This is a genomic window from Mesoterricola sp. MK458, assembly GCF_055384935.1.
Genome location: NZ_AP045075.1, coordinates 124,971 through 138,810 on the forward strand (window position 1 = coordinate 124,971; position 13,840 = coordinate 138,810).

The window sequence follows — 13,840 nt, forward strand, 5'->3', positions numbered from 1 at the left end:
GCGCTAAGATTGACTCCTATGGCGCGTCCCCCCGTTCTCCCTGGCCCCCGTCCCGACTGGTTGAAAATCAAGGTCCCAGCCCCTGAAGTGGTGGCCGAGGTGGAGGCCCTGGTGCGGTCCAACCGTCTGGTGACGGTCTGCGAGGAGGCCCGGTGCCCCAACCTGCACGAATGCTGGGGGGTTCACCGCACCGCCACCTTCATGCTCCTGGGGGACGTGTGCACCCGGCACTGCGGCTTCTGCAACGTCGGCAAGGGCCGCCCCGGCGAGGTGGACCCCGGCGAGCCCCAGCGGGTGGCCGAAGCGGTGGCGTCATTGGGTTTGGCCTTCGCGGTGGTGACGAGCGTGAACCGGGATGACCTGCCGGATGGCGGCGCCTCCCACTTCGCCGCCACCATCCGCTGGATCCGCACCCTGGTGCCGGCCTGCGGGGTGGAGGTGCTGATCCCCGATTTCGGCGGAAGCGAGGCCTGCCTGGCCACGGTGCTGGAGGCCGGGCCCCAGGTCCTGAACCACAACGTGGAGACCGTGGAGCGCCTGTACCGGCGGGTGCGCCCCGACGCGGACTACGCCCAGAGCCTGCGCGTGCTGGCCGGAGCCGCCCGGCGCCGCGACGCCGCCGACCCGGCCCTGCGGGTCAAGAGCGGCATCATGGTGGGCCTGGGTGAGACCCCGGAGGAGGTGCTGGAGCTCATGGGCCATTGGCGCGAGGCCTCCGTGGACATCGCCACCCTGGGCCAGTACCTGCCCCCCTCCGCCCTGCACCTGCCCCTGGAGCGGTACGTGGAACCCGCGGAATTCGAGATGTACCGGCGCAAGGGCCTCGAGATGGGGTTCCAGCGGGTCGAGAGCGGCCCCCTGGTGCGCAGCAGCTACCACGCGCAGGACAGCTACCAGGGATGAGCATGCGACGACTGGCCGTCATCCACCACCGGCACATGGACTGGGTCCCCGCCCTGCGGGAGGCCGAACCCCGCCTGGACATCCGCGGGTGGCACCCCCGGGAGGCGGGGGATGCCGCCTGGCTGGCCGAGGCCGAGGGCCTCTTCGTGTGGAAGCTTCCCGAGGGCCTGGCCGCGCGCATGCCGCGCCTGGCCTGGGTGCAGAACAGCGGGGCCGGGGTGGATCACCTGGTGGCCGACCCCTCCATCCCCCCCGGCGTCCCCATCACCCGCGCCGACGGCCAGTTCGGGCTCTGGATGGCCCGCTACGTGGCCTTCCACCTTCTGGCGGGGGCCCAGCGCCCCGACGAGTGCCGGGCGGCCCAGGACGCGCGCACCTGGAATCCCCGGCTCATCCCCGAGGACCTCACCGGCCGCACGGCCCTGGTGGTGGGCTTCGGCCGCATCGGGCGCCAGATCGGCCGGTCCCTCCGGGAACTGGGCCTGGAGGTTCGGGGTTTCGTGCGGACCCCCCGGGAGGATGCGGAATTCCCCCTCCACGGCGCCAAGGACCTGACCACCTGGCTTCCCGAGGCTCGCCTGCTGGTTCTCTGCGCCCCCCTGACCCCCGAGACCCGGGGCCTGGTGGATGCCCGCCTGCTGGCCCACGGCCACGCCGGCCTCACCCTGGTGAACGTGGGCCGGGGCGAACAGGTGGTCGTCCCGGACCTGATCGCGGCCCTGGACGCCGGGCGCCTGGGCCGGGCCGTGCTGGACGTGTTCTCCCCCGAGCCCCTGGATGCGGAATCGCCCCTGTGGTCCCACCCGAAGGTGACCGTCACCCCCCACCACTCCGGGCCCTCCACGCCCCGGGCCATGGTGCCGGACCTGCTGCCGAACCTGAGGCGGTTCGCGGAGGGGTTGGAGATCCAGGGGGCCGTGGACCGGGCCCGGGGCTACTGAGTCACCTCAGCGGCACGAACACGACCGGGAGCAGGTTGCGCGTCACGGCGCCGGCGGCGGTCTTGTACACGATCACCAGGTCCTGGTGCGTGGGGTGCACCGCCAGGGGCAGCACCATGCGGCCCCCTTCCGCCAGCTGCTCCCACAGGTCGGGGGGAATGACGTCCGCGGCGCAGCTGAGGAGGATCGCGTCGAAGGGCGCCTCGGACCTCCACCCCAGCTTCCCGTCGCCGCAGCGCAGGGTGGCGTTGGCGACGCCCGTGTCCTCCAGGGCCGCCTGGGCCCGGCGCACCAGGTCCGCCTCCAGTTCGATGCCCAGCACCCGGCGGCAGAGCCTGGCCAGCACCGCGGCCATGTAGCCGCAGCCGCTGCCCACCTCCAGCACCTTCTCGGTGCCCGACAGGGCCAGGGCCTGGGCCATGAAGGCCACGATGTAGGGCTGGGAGATGGTCTGGCCGCGGCCGATGGGCAGGGGGTGGTCCTCGTAGGCGGCCGGGGCCTGGCCGGGTTCCAGGAACAGGTGGCGGGGCACGGCGGCCATGGCCTCCAGCACCCGGGGGTCGTCCACGCCCCGGGCCTCGATCTGGTTTTTCACCATTACCTGACGCGCCAGGTCGGGATTCTGGGCGTATGATGACGGAGCCTTTTCCTCAGGAGCCCTCATGCGTACCGTCATCCTTTCCGCCGCCCTCGCGGCCTCGCTGGGTCTTGCGGCCCAGCAGACGATGGTGAAACCCTACCAGCCCAGCCCCGGCGCCAGCATCACCCAGACCGTGGGGAGCAGCACGGTGAAGATCGACTACTCCCGTCCCGGCGTCAAGGGGCGGACCATCTGGGGCGGCCTGGTGCCCTTCGGCGAGGTGTGGCGCACCGGCGCCAACAACGCCACCGTCATCACGTTCAGCGACCCCGTGAAGGTCGACGGCAAGGACCTGGCGGCGGGATCCTACGCCTTCTTCGCCATCCCCGGCCCCAAGACCTGGACCCTCATCTTCAACCGGAACGCCAAGCAGTGGGGCGCCTACGACCACAAGGCCTCCGAGGACGCCCTCCGGGTGGAGGCCACGCCCGTGGCCCTGGCCCAGCCCGAGGAATACCTGAACTATTCCATCCACCTCAAGTCCCTGGAGGCCCTCCGGGTGGAGCTGGCCTGGGAGAAGGTGTCCGTGGGCTTCGACGTGACCCTGGACACCCCGGGCCTCTACTGGGCCTACCTGGAGAAGACCCTGGCCGGCGCCGGTGCCGGAGAGCACGTCCCCTTCCTGCAGGGCGCCCGTTACTGCCTCAACAACAACGTGCACCTGGACAAGGGGATGGAGTGGATCGACCGGTCCCTGAAGGCCAAGGAGGTGTACAGCAACCTGGAAACCAAGGCCCGGCTCCTGGAGAAGGCCGGCCGAAAGGCCGAGGCCCTGACCACCCTGCAGAAGGCCATCGACCTGGCCACCGCCGCCAAGACGCCCCAGGAGTACCTGGACGGCCTGGCCAAGACCAAGGCCGCGTGGTCCCGGTAGAAGGGAAGGGGAACGGAGGGGACCGCGCGGTCCCCTCCGGTCAAGTTCAGGGTTTGCCCAGGGCGGCCTCGGTGTCGAGTTCGTAGAGGACGAGTTCGTAGGGTTCGTTGGTCATGGACTCGGTGCCGGAGACCACCACCACGAAATCCAGGTTCTCCTTCTTGCGGTTGAAGAGGATGACCTTGCCGCCGACCCGGGTGACCTGCCGGTCAATGGGCTTCTGCACCTTGTCGGTGAAGGTGATCAGGAACAGGCTGGCGCGCTCGCCGCGGATTTCGGCCATGAGACTCTGCTGGGGGCGGAGCTTGACGCCGTAGATGTTCTGGCCCAGGGTGACGCTCTTGCCGCGGGCCCGGAAGTCGGCGGACGTGGTGAGCTTGCCTTTGATGGCCGAGGTGGACCGCAGCGCCTGGGCGGGGACCGGGGCGATGGGATTGACCGGTTCCTCGGCGCCCGCCGAGAACAGGGTTGCAGCCAGGGCGAAGGCGAGCATACCGGCACCTCATGCATGGGAAACGCCTGAATATACTCCCCGGAGGCGCGTCCGGGCAAATACCATGGAACCCATGTCCGACTCGTTCCTTTCCCGGATCCCCGCGCTTTCCGACGCCCAGCTCCAGGATCTCCTCGACCACCACCGGAAGTACAAGCGCCGGGCCCTGGAAGCCGCCGTGGCGGAGCTCCGGGCCCGGGGCCGCGAGGTGCCCGAGGGCTTCCTGGCGGAAGCCTTCGCCGAGGAGCCCCCCCGGCCCGGCCTCTTCCGGGATGCGCGGGGGCCGCGCATGGACCGGATCCGCGCCGTGGCCGGTTCGATCCTCGCCGCGGGGGCCCTGGCCGCCCTGGCCATCCACCGGTCCGCGGTGAACGCCGTGTCGCCCTTCGCCCTGGAGGACGAGAACTCCAAGGCCTACCTGCGTCAGCTGGAGATGGTGGGCGGCAAGGCCAACCTCCTGGCCAGCCAGGTGCGCAACGGATTCGCGGCGCTGTGGCAGGGGACGAACCTCGCGTACACGGTGTTCGGGCTCTCGGTGGCCGCCGCGGCGGTCTTCTGGTTGGCGGCGACGCAGGTCGGGGGAGGGGCGGGGGGCGAGTGAGCTTCAGCGGGGGCCAACAGGGGGGGGTGGCGAATAGATCGGCCATGGAATGGGGGTTGAGTCGAAATCCAGGAGGTAATGCCCCTTGAAGCGTTTCAATTGTTCTCGCAAATAGTCCTGATCTTCCAGCAGTTCGATTTTCATCTTGGACAAATCGATTCGATAGAATTTTAGCTGATCATTTCTGGTTTCCAGCTTTGTCATGCCGCCGCAGATGGGTGATGATTTGCCTTTTTCTAGATAATCATTAATTAGGGAATCTGTTATCTTATCCCATTTCGCAATCAGATATACCGTATCGAAGTCGACAGGGAAGAATACAAATCTTGTTGGGAAGGTATCCCGAGGAATATAGATGGTTTTCCTGATTGAATTGGCAATTCTGGCCAATTTAATGTTTTCTTGAACAAATTTGGTATCGAGCGATGCCCAAAATGGAGGAAGCTCGTTCAATTTTGAATTAGAGAAATCAAAACACCATATTCTACCCAAATCACATGAATGAATGACCAAGGTGTCCGAAACCCAGAAGGAATCGCTCGGTCCAGCGATGTGACCCACCACTTCAATGGTATCCCTTACTGGATTGGGAATTTCAATCTCCTTTTCCGGTTCAATCGAAGCATGGTCAAAAATAGAAATGAATTTTAATGTGCTATCTATGTAGTAATCAAACGGTTCGGCATACGCCCAATTGTTTACCGCTGTTTGAGGAAGACCCGAACAGATTAATAAAATTTTGCCCGTTGGAGAAATCTCAAATTGTGAAAAATTTCGCTTGGGCGCAAAAAACAACTCGGATTTCTTTGTCTCTGGGTTGATTTTGAAAATATGGTCTTTAATCCTGAAATACCAATACCCGAAACGAAATTTAAGCTGGTGGCGATCATCCCAGGCTCGTCTTTCGGGAATCTCTATCGGTCTTTCCAGTATTTCATTTTTTGAATTTGAAATTGTGTAAATTTTATCTCCAAACGCATAACAGGTGGATTTGTAGTTTGAAAACTGAACCCGGGCATCGCCGATCCCGATCGGGTGACTTGTGAAGCGAACCGTTGAATAATCAAATGCTTTCATCTTTACAGTCGGACAAGCGTTGATCCTCGAAGCAGCATCTGGACCACTGGCTGACCCTATGAGGCTCGAAAACGGTGCAAAAAAATAACAGAAATATAAAAAATAAAGAACTTTCATTTTATAGCTCCTGGTGGGTCATTTGCATTCTTTCCAGGCCTGGTGTTCACAAAACTGGATGCTCGTCCTGCAACACCAATAGCTGTTTTGGTTATTGTCTGTTACGGTTCCTCCCCTGTAATAGCTGGTTCTGACCATCCAGTTCCCAGTTCTTTCATAAGTGTCCGCTCGTTGATGAAGACTGCATGGATTCATTCCGCCACAGCCTGAAACCCCAGGGCTATGGTGGGTGCAAGCATGGGTGCACGCGGGTTGATCGGGAGTACAATTACCGCCACCGCCAAACGTGCCATCGTCCTGTCCCTCAAATGGGCTTTCTTTGACTTCGGGGCCACTGCCCGTTGGAATATTAGCGCATGCAGAAAAGTCTCCAGAAAGTCCAATTCCAATAATTGTTATAACTAGCAACCTTAAATGTGTCATTAATTTCTCCATGATGGTTAGTGCTCGGAAAGCATAGCCAGGGCCGAAGGTTGTGTCAATTCGCTTTTAATCGATGAGAATGTTATTTATTCCAGTGTTTACGGTCACGGGACGTGTCCCCCCGGTGTCCGGTCCGCCTGGAAAACGTTCTTGGAGAGGCATAGGCCTGCCAGGTTGGCCACCACTGCGTCGCCGCTCGGGATTCCGATTCAAATTCCTGACCCACCTCGGCTATCACAACCAAAGCCAATCGATAACAATTCTGCAAAACGACAGGCTGGCGACTCAGCCCGGAGTGATCAGAGTCCGACGCCATATCCCTTGCATTCTTTTCACCCAGGCCCTTCCCGTTTCAGGGAGGCCAGAGCCGGGATGGGTCGGGGTCCTGCTGATTGCCTGCGCAACGCCCCATCTCATCGTCTGGCCCTGCTGGAACTGGGGTGGATCGGATGAACAGGATGGATGGGATGGAAATGGGAATCACCGACAGGGCCTCCATCGGCGCTGACGCGGAACCCAGAGGGAAGGTGGCCTACACTAGACGCCGCGCGTCTCGGCGCCCCACACGAGCTTGTGCAACTGGAGCTGGAAGCGCACCGGCAGGCCGTCCTCCACGATGCGCTCGGCGAGCCAAGCCGGGTCGAGCTTTCCCCATACGGGGCTGAAGAGCACGTCGAAGCGGTCCAGCACGCCCTTCTCCCGGCACCAGGCGCGGGCCCAGGCGTAGTCCTCCTGCCCGGCCAGCACGAACTTCAGCTCATCCTGGCCGGGCACCAGGTGGTCCAGGTTGGAATCCAGCCAGCGGTCCACCTCGCCGCTGCCGGGGGTCTTGCGGTCCACGATCTTCACCACCCGCTCGTCGACGATGCGGATGTCGTGGCTGCCGGCGGTCTCCAGGGCCACTTCGTAGCCCAGGTCCAGGAGGGCCTCCAGCAGGGCGGGGGCGCCCGGATGGGCCAGGGGCTCGCCGCCGGTGAGTTCCACGAAGGGGGCGTTGGGGCCCTTCAGGGGAGGGCCGAGGACCTCCCGCACCCGGGCGAGGATGGCTTCCAGCTCCATGAACTCGCCCTCGAAGAAGGCGTAGGTGGTGTCGCAGTACACGCAGCGCAGGGGGCAGCCCGTGAGCCGGATGAAGAGGCAGGGCCGGCCGGCCCGGGACCCTTCGCCCTGAATGGAATTAAATATTTCATTTACCTTGAAGCGCACCGTTACTCCTGCCTCCATCATACCCAGCGGGTGCCCCCGTCCAGGGTGAGGATCTCACCGGTGAGGTAGGGGCTCGAGGCGGCGTAGCGCAGGGCCCTCAGGAGGTCCTCCGGCGCGCCCACGGCACGCAGAAGGCTGCGCGACGCCAGGGCCGCGGTGTCCTCGCCGGCATCGGGCAGCACGGTGCCCAGGGCATGGCCCACCACCCGCACGCGGGGGGCCAGGACCCGGGCCAGGCCGGGCACCAGGGCCGCCACGCCGCACTTGGCGGCGGAGTAGGGCAGGCGCCGGGAGAAGGGCCGGTGGATGGCCGTGTCCAGCAGGAACTGGATGCACCCCCCGTCGGCCATGTGGGGCGCCACCTGCTGGGCCGCGAGGAGGGGGAAGCTCAGGTTCATCCGCCAGGTGTCCTCCAGGCTGGCCGCGGTCCAGGAGCCCAGGGGGCTCTCCGGGAACGTCCCCGCCACCATGACGCAGGAATTTACCTTCACGCCTTCCGCCCCCAGAGCCGCCAGATCTGCCATCATCGTGGGGACAAGATCAGGACTTGCGGCATCCCAAAGCAAGCACCTTACTTGAGTCTGTTTGGAAAGTTCAGCGATCCAGGCCCCCTCCTGATCCCAGGATCGGGAGGAGGTCAGAATCAGGTTGTGTCCCTTCGCCAGTGCCTGCGCGAGCTTGCGGCCCAGCCTCCTCCGGCCGCCCACGAGCAGCCACCAGGTCCGGTCCTCCCACGCGCCATTGTCCATGTCCTAAGGTTACCTTGTCCGACAGCCTCCGAGCCATCCGATGGAAACTGATCCTCACCAGCATCTTCGCGCTGCTGGTGGCCCTGGGCTCCTTCTATCTCAGCAACTGGGTCTACGCCTCCTCGGATGACCAGTGCACCTGGAAGGCCATGGGCAAGCGCGTGGTCATCGCCGAGATCCTTCCCAACGGCGTGGCGGAGGAGGCCGGGCTCCTGGACGGGGACGAACTGCTCAGCATCCACGGCCGCAAGGTGGACGCCCGGCACCTGACCACGGCCCAGCGCTACATCAACGACCAGCCCGAAGGCCGGATCCTCATCTACACCATCCTGCGGGAAGGCAAGATCCTGCGCCTTCCGGTGCGCCTCGTGAAGGGATTCGACCGCACCGGCCTCATCGTCCTCGTGTCGGGTCTGGCGGCCTGGGGCGTGGGGCTCCTGGTGGTCATCTCCTCCCCGTCCCGGAAGATCGCGCGGCACTTCTACTACATGGGCGTGGTGTCGCTGCTGCTGACGGTCTCCGTGGGGCTGGGGGTGGACAGCGTGGCCACGGGCTACCTGGTGCCCCTGATCTTCGCCGCGGCCCTGGGCATCGGCCTGGCGCCGCCGCTCTGGCTCCATTTCTTCCTGCGCTTCCCCCATCCGTTCCCCCTGCGCACCAACCGCCACTTCCTGGCGGCGCTGTACGGGTTCTCCCTGGGCGGCGGGGCCCTGTTCGCGGTGCGGGTCCTCCTGCGGACCTTCGACAAGTCCGAGCTGTTCCAGGAGGCCTTCCGCTTCATGGACGGCAGCGTCCTGGGCAGGATCGTGGGCTGGATCCCGCCCACGGTGGCCGTGGCGGGCCTCGTCATCTTCTGGATCGGCACCTTCCGGATGCCGGGGCGCAAGCGCCGGGCCCTGCTTCCGGCCCTGATCTTCACCACCGCCATCATCGCCGACCTCCTGGCGTACTCCCTGCTGCGGCGGACCGAGGCGCAGAGCCTGGTCTTCATCCGCGAGAGCTGGGTGTTCTTCCTGCCCCTGCCGCTCCTGCCGCTGTCCTTCGCCTACGCCATCTTCCGCCACGGGTTCTTCGACGTGCGCCGGGCGATCCTGCGGTGGGTGACCTACTTCACTGTCCTGGGCCTGACCCTGGCCGTCTACCTGGGGGGCCTGGCCTGGGTCTTCGCCCAGGGAATCCAGGTGATCCCCTCGGCCTGGGTGGGGGTGCTGGTGGGCATCTCGGCGCTGCCCATCGGATGGCTCCTGCGCTGGCTCCTGCTCACCCTGCGCCGGCGGTTCCGGCGCGACCTGAACACGACCCGGGAGGTGATCCTGGGCAACCTGCGCGAGACCAAGAAGCGGTTCTCCGAGGAGGCGCTCCTGGCGGGCCTGGTGGAATCGGTGCGCGAGGCCTACCAGCCCCACGTCCTCCTGCTGCTGCCCGTGGACAAGCGCCGGGTGCTGCTGCCCGCCCTGGAGGATCCGGATCCCGACGAGCCCTTCGCTGAGGAACTGGCCAGGCCGAGGCGCCTGGAGCTGCCCCTGGGCCTGGTGCGCCACGCCCGGGAGAACCGGGAGCTGGTACTGGGCCTGGGTTCGGACGAGGCGGACTGGATCCGGGAGCAGGGCGATGCGCTCAGGGCCCACGTGGACGCCCTGGAAGTGCAGGTGCTCACCCTCATCCTGGTGAACGACGAGCCGCACGCGGCCCTGCTGCTGGGCGGGAAATACGCCGAGCTGAACTACGGCCGCGATGACCGGGAGCTCCTGCGGGAGGTGGCGCTGGCCGCGGGCGCGCTGCTGGAGACCGCCGTGCTGCACCGCCGCATGCTGGACCAGGGCCGCATCGAGCAGGAGCTCAACACCGCGCGCCTCATCCAGGAGAGCCTGATCACCTCGGAGGCCCCGCCCATGCCGGGGTTCCAGGCCGCGCTGCGCCTTTCCCCGGCCCTGGAGACCGGCGGGGACCTGCTGTGGGTTGGCCGGCGGCCCTCGGGCTGCTGGATGGCGGCGGTGGGCGACGTCAGCGGCAAGGGGCTGGCCGCGGCCCTCTACATGAGCCAGGCCACGGCGCTCCTGAAGATGGCGGCCCAGCAGGAGGGCATGAGCTTCGAGGCCATCCTTCCCGCCCTGGACCGCACCATGCGCAGCCTCATGGGCCCGCGCGACTTCCTGACCCTGTCCATCCTGGAGTGGGATGCCGAGGGCCGCTACCGCATCGCCCGGGCCGGGCATCCGCCCGTGCTCCTCATCGAGGGGTCCACCCCGGCCGAGGCGCGGGAGATCGAGTCCTGCGGCCGGGGCCTGGGCCTGCGGCCCTTCGCCCCGGGCAACTGGAGCGTGATCGAGGGCCAGCTGTCCCAGCGGCAGTGGCTGGTGATGTACAGCGACGGCCTCACCGAGGCCATGAACAAGCGCGGCGAGCTCTACGGCCTGGGCCGTTTCAAGGAGCAGGTGCAGCGCATCTGGGGCACCGGGTCGGTCAGGGCGGCCTGCGAGGCGGTCTTCCACGACGTCACGGCCTTCGAGTCCCAGAACCGGGATGACCGGACCCTCTTCATCCTATCCAGGGAACCCGCATGACCACCGAACCCAATCCCAAGCCCCAGCCCTCCTGGCTCCTCGTCGCCATCGCCTCGCTCCTGCTCCTCCAGGTGGGCCTCCTCTGGATGCAGGGCAGCATGCTGGAGCGCCAGCACGGGTCCCTCATGGGTCTGCGCGAGGACATCCAGGACCTCACCGAGAGCCTGGACAGCTTCCAGGGGAATTTCGACCCGGGCGCGGACGAGGGGATGCTGCGGCCCTCCTCCCGCCGGATCCACCCCCGGCGCGGTCTCCAGCGGGTGCGGCTCCAGGAGCAGGACGGGGACCAGGGCGTGCGCAAGGAGATGGCGGATCAGCGCAAGAGCGAGCGCGAGGCCGTGGAGAAGGCCCGGGAGGCCCAGAGCAAGCTCTCCATCGCCGAGAACTACCGCAAGGCCGAAGAGAAGAAGCGCCTCGAGGCCGCGGGGAACCGGTGGCGGCCCCTACTGTGGGGCGGCGCGGTGGTGGCGCTGCTGGCCCTGGTGGTGCGCGCCTGGCTGAGGAACCGGTAGCCATGTCCCTGCATGAATTCCTTCAGGCGGATCCGGATTGCGTCCGGCTCCTGGAGGGCGCCGTCCTGGCCGTGGGGCCCATGCTGGGGGAGGAGGACGCCGCCCCGGTGGTGAGCACGGTGGAGGCCTGGGCGGACGCCCTGGCCGGGCACATGCCGCTGCCCTGGACGATCCACGGGGGAATCGACGCCCTCAACACGTACCTGTTCCAGCAGGTGGGCCTGCAGGGCGACCGGGAGACGTACGACGACCCCGCCAACGCCCTGCTCCCCAAGGTGCTGGAGCGCAAGCGGGGCATGCCCATCACCCTCTCCATCCTCTGGATGGAGGTGGCGCGGCGCCTGGGCTTCCGGGCCATCGGGGTGGGGCTGCCGGGGCACTTCATCTCCGGGATCCAGCTGGACATGGGCACCCTCTACTTCGACGCCTTCAACGGGGGCCGCGCCGTGGGCGAGGAGGATGCGGCCTGGCTGGTGGAGCAGTCCACCGGGGGCCGCGCGGTCTTCCACCCCTCCATGCTGGCCCCCGTGGCCAACCGGGCCATCCTGGGGCGCCTGGTGCGCAACCTCCACGTGCGCTTCGCGCGCACCGGCAACTGGGACGAGGCCATCTGGACCGCCACGCACCTGGTGCTGCTGAACCCCGGGGAGAGCGGGTCGTACCGGGACCGCGCCTTCGTGCGGTTCAAGCGGGGCGAGACCTCCCAGGGTATGCTCGATCTCCAGGAGGCCATCCGGCTGAGCCCCGAAGGGGACCCCGAGCTGGTCCAGTGGCTGGAAAAACTGCAAAGGGACTAGGGAATGGATCTGAGCCGCTTTCTGGAACTGGCGCGCAACCATGGCTGGCAGGGCCTGTCGCTGTGGGGTGTCCTCCTGTGGCAGGCCCTCCTGTGGGTGGGGCTGGTGCGCCTCCACCTGGCCCTGCACCGGGAGGAGGCCCCCTGGGAGGAATGCGTCGGCAAGATCCGCTCCGCCTTCCTGCGCAGGATCAACGGCGAGGAGGAGCTGGCCGAGCTCAAGGTCCACAACTACGCCCCCCTGGTGGACCAGCTCGTGGCCCTGAATTTCGCCGAGGCCAAGACCCCCGTCATGGAACGCTGGCTCCTGCTCAAGTGGAAGACCCAGGAGTGCCTGCGGCCTTACTGGATCCGCTGGGGCCACCTGCTCATCGCGTTCGGGGTGGTGGTGTGGTTCCTGTACGGCCTGCGCATCGACCTGGGCCTGGAGCCGCTCAAGCGCACCCCCTGCGATCCGCGGCTGCTGTGGGTGTGGCTGGGCTACTCGATGATCCTGGCGTGGAAACTGGTGCGCCTCCACGGCAACCTCGAGCGGGTCCAGAGGAGCCTCATCCTGCCTAGGCGGGACGAATAGCTGCCGGATCTGTTCGGGATGTTTGGGCGGGGATGGCTTATACCCGATCGGGTCGGTGCTGGATGGCAATTGGAATTGTTTGATTTCATCGCATGAAACCGGTGCGCTGCGAATACCGGGCAAAAAGATGAAACGCTGGGGCGCTGGGGGCTCGCTGAGGCGCTGGGTGAACTGATTTCATTCTTCTTTTCCCGGCGCCCCAGACTCGACGCAGTGCGTCCAGTGGGTTCTCGCATGCGCCGAAATGCCTGGTACGGGACGATCAGAGCCGAAGCCAGAGGACGTCGCAGGCTATGCAATGGGCCTATGAGATGCCAACACGTTCCAGGCTCCGGATCGCCGCCACGAACGTGGCCACGTCCTCCGGACGCGAATCCCATGCGCACATCCACCGCACCAGTCCGGCCCGTTCGTCCCAGGGCCAGAAGAAGGTCTCGGTCTGGAGGGGCGCCAGCATCGGCACCGGGATCCTCGCGAAGACGGCGTTGGACTCCACGGGGAAGGCCACCTGGACGCAGGGGAGGTCCTTCACCGCGGCTTCCAGGGCCTTGGCCGCGGCATTGGCCCTGCGGCCGTTCTCGATCCAGAGGCCGTCCGCCAGGAGGGCCTCGAACTGCGCGGCGGTGAAGCGCATCTTGGAGGCCAGCTGCATGGCGTGCTTCTGGTGGAAGGGATAGTCCGGGCCCAGGCCGGGCTTGAGGAAGACAACGGCTTCTCCGCCCAGCATGCCCTGCTTGGTGCCGCCGAAGCTGAGGGCGTCCACGTCCCCCAGCATGTCGCGGGCGGACACCCCGGTGGAGGCCACGGCGCATCCCAGGCGCGCGCCGTCCACGTGCACGCCCAGGCCGTGGGCGTGGGCCAGATCCACGAGGGTGGCCAGTTCGGCCACGGTGTACACCGTCCCCAGCTCCGTGGGCTGGGTGAGGGTGAGGGCGACCGGCACCGCGCCGTGCACCCCGTGGGCGCGGCCCAGGGCGTCCGCCAGGGCCCCGGGATCGATCTTCCCGTCCACGGAGCGCAGCGGGAGCAGCCGCATGCCCAGGAACCGCTCCGGTGCGGTGCTCTCGTCGTTGCAGAGGTGCGCCACGTCCGAGCAGAGCACGGCCCCGTAGGGTTTGGCGAAGGCCATGAGCGCGGTGACGTTGGCGCCTGTGCCGTTGAAGACGAAGTGGGTGGCGACCTCCCGCCCGAAGAGCGCGTCGAAGGCGGCCCGGGCCCGGGCCGTCACGGCGTCCTCGCCGTAGGCCATGGCGTGTCCGTGGTTGCAGGCCTGTATGGCCTCCATGATCCGGGGATGGACCCCCGCGAAGTTGTCGCTGGCGAAACCGCGTGGGAAGGCGTCGGGTGCGTTCAATGCGGGCTCCAACCAG

General features: G+C 66.3%; 14 protein-coding genes. 8 read left to right on the forward strand and 6 right to left on the reverse strand.

Features of this window, described 5'->3' with window-relative positions:
- Positions 1–18 precede the first annotated feature (18 nt).
- Together lipA and ACZ5LB_RS00525 are read left to right on the forward strand one after the other, a co-directional pair.
- Positions 19–903 (forward strand): lipoyl synthase, encoded by an 885-nt coding sequence (gene lipA / locus ACZ5LB_RS00520; RefSeq protein ID WP_464604210.1) that lies wholly within the window; start codon positions 19–21, stop codon positions 901–903.
- 2 nt (positions 904–905) lie between these two features.
- The gene (locus ACZ5LB_RS00525; RefSeq protein WP_464604211.1) at positions 906–1,844 is read left to right on the forward strand and encodes a D-2-hydroxyacid dehydrogenase; all 939 of its coding nucleotides are present in this window, start codon (positions 906–908) and stop codon (positions 1,842–1,844) included.
- Position 1,845: 1 nt separating this feature from the next.
- On the opposite strand, the gene ACZ5LB_RS00530 is transcribed toward ACZ5LB_RS00525, so the two are convergent.
- On the reverse strand, positions 1,846–2,442 hold the full coding sequence (locus ACZ5LB_RS00530; protein ID WP_464604212.1) for a protein-L-isoaspartate(D-aspartate) O-methyltransferase: 597 nt from the start codon (positions 2,440–2,442) through the stop codon (positions 1,846–1,848).
- A 64-nt stretch (positions 2,443–2,506) separates the two neighbouring features.
- Here ACZ5LB_RS00530 and ACZ5LB_RS00535 point away from each other — a divergent pair, with 64 nt between their 5' ends.
- On the forward strand, positions 2,507–3,358 hold the full coding sequence (locus tag ACZ5LB_RS00535) for a DUF2911 domain-containing protein (protein ID WP_464604213.1): 852 nt from the start codon (positions 2,507–2,509) through the stop codon (positions 3,356–3,358).
- 46 nt (positions 3,359–3,404) lie between these two features.
- Here the strand turns inward: ACZ5LB_RS00535 and ACZ5LB_RS00540 are convergent, their stop codons facing one another.
- A complete protein-coding gene (locus ACZ5LB_RS00540; protein ID WP_464604214.1) occupies positions 3,405–3,851 on the reverse strand; it encodes a hypothetical protein in 447 nt (148 codons plus the stop codon).
- A 73-nt stretch (positions 3,852–3,924) separates the two neighbouring features.
- Between ACZ5LB_RS00540 and ACZ5LB_RS00545 the strand changes: the two genes are divergently transcribed.
- Positions 3,925–4,452, forward strand: coding sequence for a hypothetical protein (locus ACZ5LB_RS00545; RefSeq protein WP_464604215.1), 528 nt, complete (start codon positions 3,925–3,927; stop codon positions 4,450–4,452).
- Positions 4,453–4,455: 3 nt separating this feature from the next.
- Here the strand turns inward: ACZ5LB_RS00545 and ACZ5LB_RS00550 are convergent, their stop codons facing one another.
- The 3 genes from ACZ5LB_RS00550 to ACZ5LB_RS00560 all read right to left on the reverse strand — a co-directional run bounded on the left by ACZ5LB_RS00550 (position 4,456) and on the right by ACZ5LB_RS00560 (position 8,024).
- Positions 4,456–5,646, reverse strand: a complete 1,191-nt coding sequence (locus tag ACZ5LB_RS00550; RefSeq protein WP_464604216.1) for a hypothetical protein — start codon at positions 5,644–5,646, stop codon at positions 4,456–4,458.
- Between the two features lie 960 nt (positions 5,647–6,606).
- The gene (locus ACZ5LB_RS00555) at positions 6,607–7,293 is read right to left on the reverse strand and encodes a radical SAM protein (protein ID WP_464604217.1); all 687 of its coding nucleotides are present in this window, start codon (positions 7,291–7,293) and stop codon (positions 6,607–6,609) included.
- A complete protein-coding gene (locus ACZ5LB_RS00560) occupies positions 7,293–8,024 on the reverse strand; it encodes an SDR family oxidoreductase (RefSeq protein ID WP_464604218.1) in 732 nt (243 codons plus the stop codon). The genes ACZ5LB_RS00555 and ACZ5LB_RS00560 overlap by 1 nt, the downstream gene beginning before the upstream one ends.
- A gap of 14 nt (positions 8,025–8,038) precedes the next feature.
- Here ACZ5LB_RS00560 and ACZ5LB_RS00565 point away from each other — a divergent pair, with 14 nt between their 5' ends.
- The 4 genes from ACZ5LB_RS00565 to ACZ5LB_RS00580 are packed head-to-tail and all read left to right on the forward strand — an operon-like array spanning position 8,039 to position 12,470.
- Complete coding sequence (locus ACZ5LB_RS00565) at positions 8,039–10,588, forward strand: SpoIIE family protein phosphatase (RefSeq protein ID WP_464604219.1); 2,550 nt, start codon at positions 8,039–8,041, stop codon at positions 10,586–10,588.
- Positions 10,585–11,100 (forward strand): hypothetical protein, encoded by a 516-nt coding sequence (locus ACZ5LB_RS00570; protein ID WP_464604220.1) that lies wholly within the window; start codon positions 10,585–10,587, stop codon positions 11,098–11,100. The genes ACZ5LB_RS00565 and ACZ5LB_RS00570 overlap by 4 nt, the downstream gene beginning before the upstream one ends.
- Before the next feature lie 2 nt (positions 11,101–11,102).
- Positions 11,103–11,897 (forward strand): SirB1 family protein, encoded by a 795-nt coding sequence (locus ACZ5LB_RS00575; RefSeq protein WP_464604221.1) that lies wholly within the window; start codon positions 11,103–11,105, stop codon positions 11,895–11,897.
- A gap of 3 nt (positions 11,898–11,900) precedes the next feature.
- Entirely contained in the window at positions 11,901–12,470 is a 570-nt protein-coding gene (locus ACZ5LB_RS00580) for a hypothetical protein (protein WP_464604222.1), read from the forward strand.
- Positions 12,471–12,774: 304 nt separating this feature from the next.
- Here the strand turns inward: ACZ5LB_RS00580 and ACZ5LB_RS00585 are convergent, their stop codons facing one another.
- Complete coding sequence (locus ACZ5LB_RS00585) at positions 12,775–13,824, reverse strand: threonine aldolase family protein (RefSeq protein WP_464604223.1); 1,050 nt, start codon at positions 13,822–13,824, stop codon at positions 12,775–12,777.
- Positions 13,825–13,840: the final 16 nt, after the last annotated feature.

What these genes read in the sequence shown, in the direction of transcription:
- ACZ5LB_RS00545 (WP_464604215.1), top strand. Translation starts at nt 3,925, where the DNA reads ATGTCCGACTCGTTCCTTTCCCGGATCCCCGCGCTTTCCGACGCCCAG.
- ACZ5LB_RS00555 (WP_464604217.1), bottom strand. Translation starts at nt 7,293, where the DNA reads ATGGAGGCAGGAGTAACGGTGCGCTTCAAGGTAAATGAAATATTTAAT.
- ACZ5LB_RS00570 (WP_464604220.1), top strand. Translation starts at nt 10,585, where the DNA reads ATGACCACCGAACCCAATCCCAAGCCCCAGCCCTCCTGGCTCCTCGTC.
- ACZ5LB_RS00575 (WP_464604221.1), top strand. Translation starts at nt 11,103, where the DNA reads ATGTCCCTGCATGAATTCCTTCAGGCGGATCCGGATTGCGTCCGGCTC.
- ACZ5LB_RS00540 (WP_464604214.1), bottom strand. Translation starts at nt 3,851, where the DNA reads ATGCTCGCCTTCGCCCTGGCTGCAACCCTGTTCTCGGCGGGCGCCGAG.
- ACZ5LB_RS00535 (WP_464604213.1), top strand. Translation starts at nt 2,507, where the DNA reads ATGCGTACCGTCATCCTTTCCGCCGCCCTCGCGGCCTCGCTGGGTCTT.
- ACZ5LB_RS00580 (WP_464604222.1), top strand. Translation starts at nt 11,901, where the DNA reads ATGGATCTGAGCCGCTTTCTGGAACTGGCGCGCAACCATGGCTGGCAG.
- lipA (WP_464604210.1), top strand. Translation starts at nt 19, where the DNA reads ATGGCGCGTCCCCCCGTTCTCCCTGGCCCCCGTCCCGACTGGTTGAAA.
- ACZ5LB_RS00550 (WP_464604216.1), bottom strand. Translation starts at nt 5,646, where the DNA reads ATGAAAGTTCTTTATTTTTTATATTTCTGTTATTTTTTTGCACCGTTT.
- ACZ5LB_RS00560 (WP_464604218.1), bottom strand. Translation starts at nt 8,024, where the DNA reads ATGGACAATGGCGCGTGGGAGGACCGGACCTGGTGGCTGCTCGTGGGC.
- ACZ5LB_RS00530 (WP_464604212.1), bottom strand. Translation starts at nt 2,442, where the DNA reads ATGGTGAAAAACCAGATCGAGGCCCGGGGCGTGGACGACCCCCGGGTG.
- ACZ5LB_RS00525 (WP_464604211.1), top strand. Translation starts at nt 906, where the DNA reads ATGCGACGACTGGCCGTCATCCACCACCGGCACATGGACTGGGTCCCC.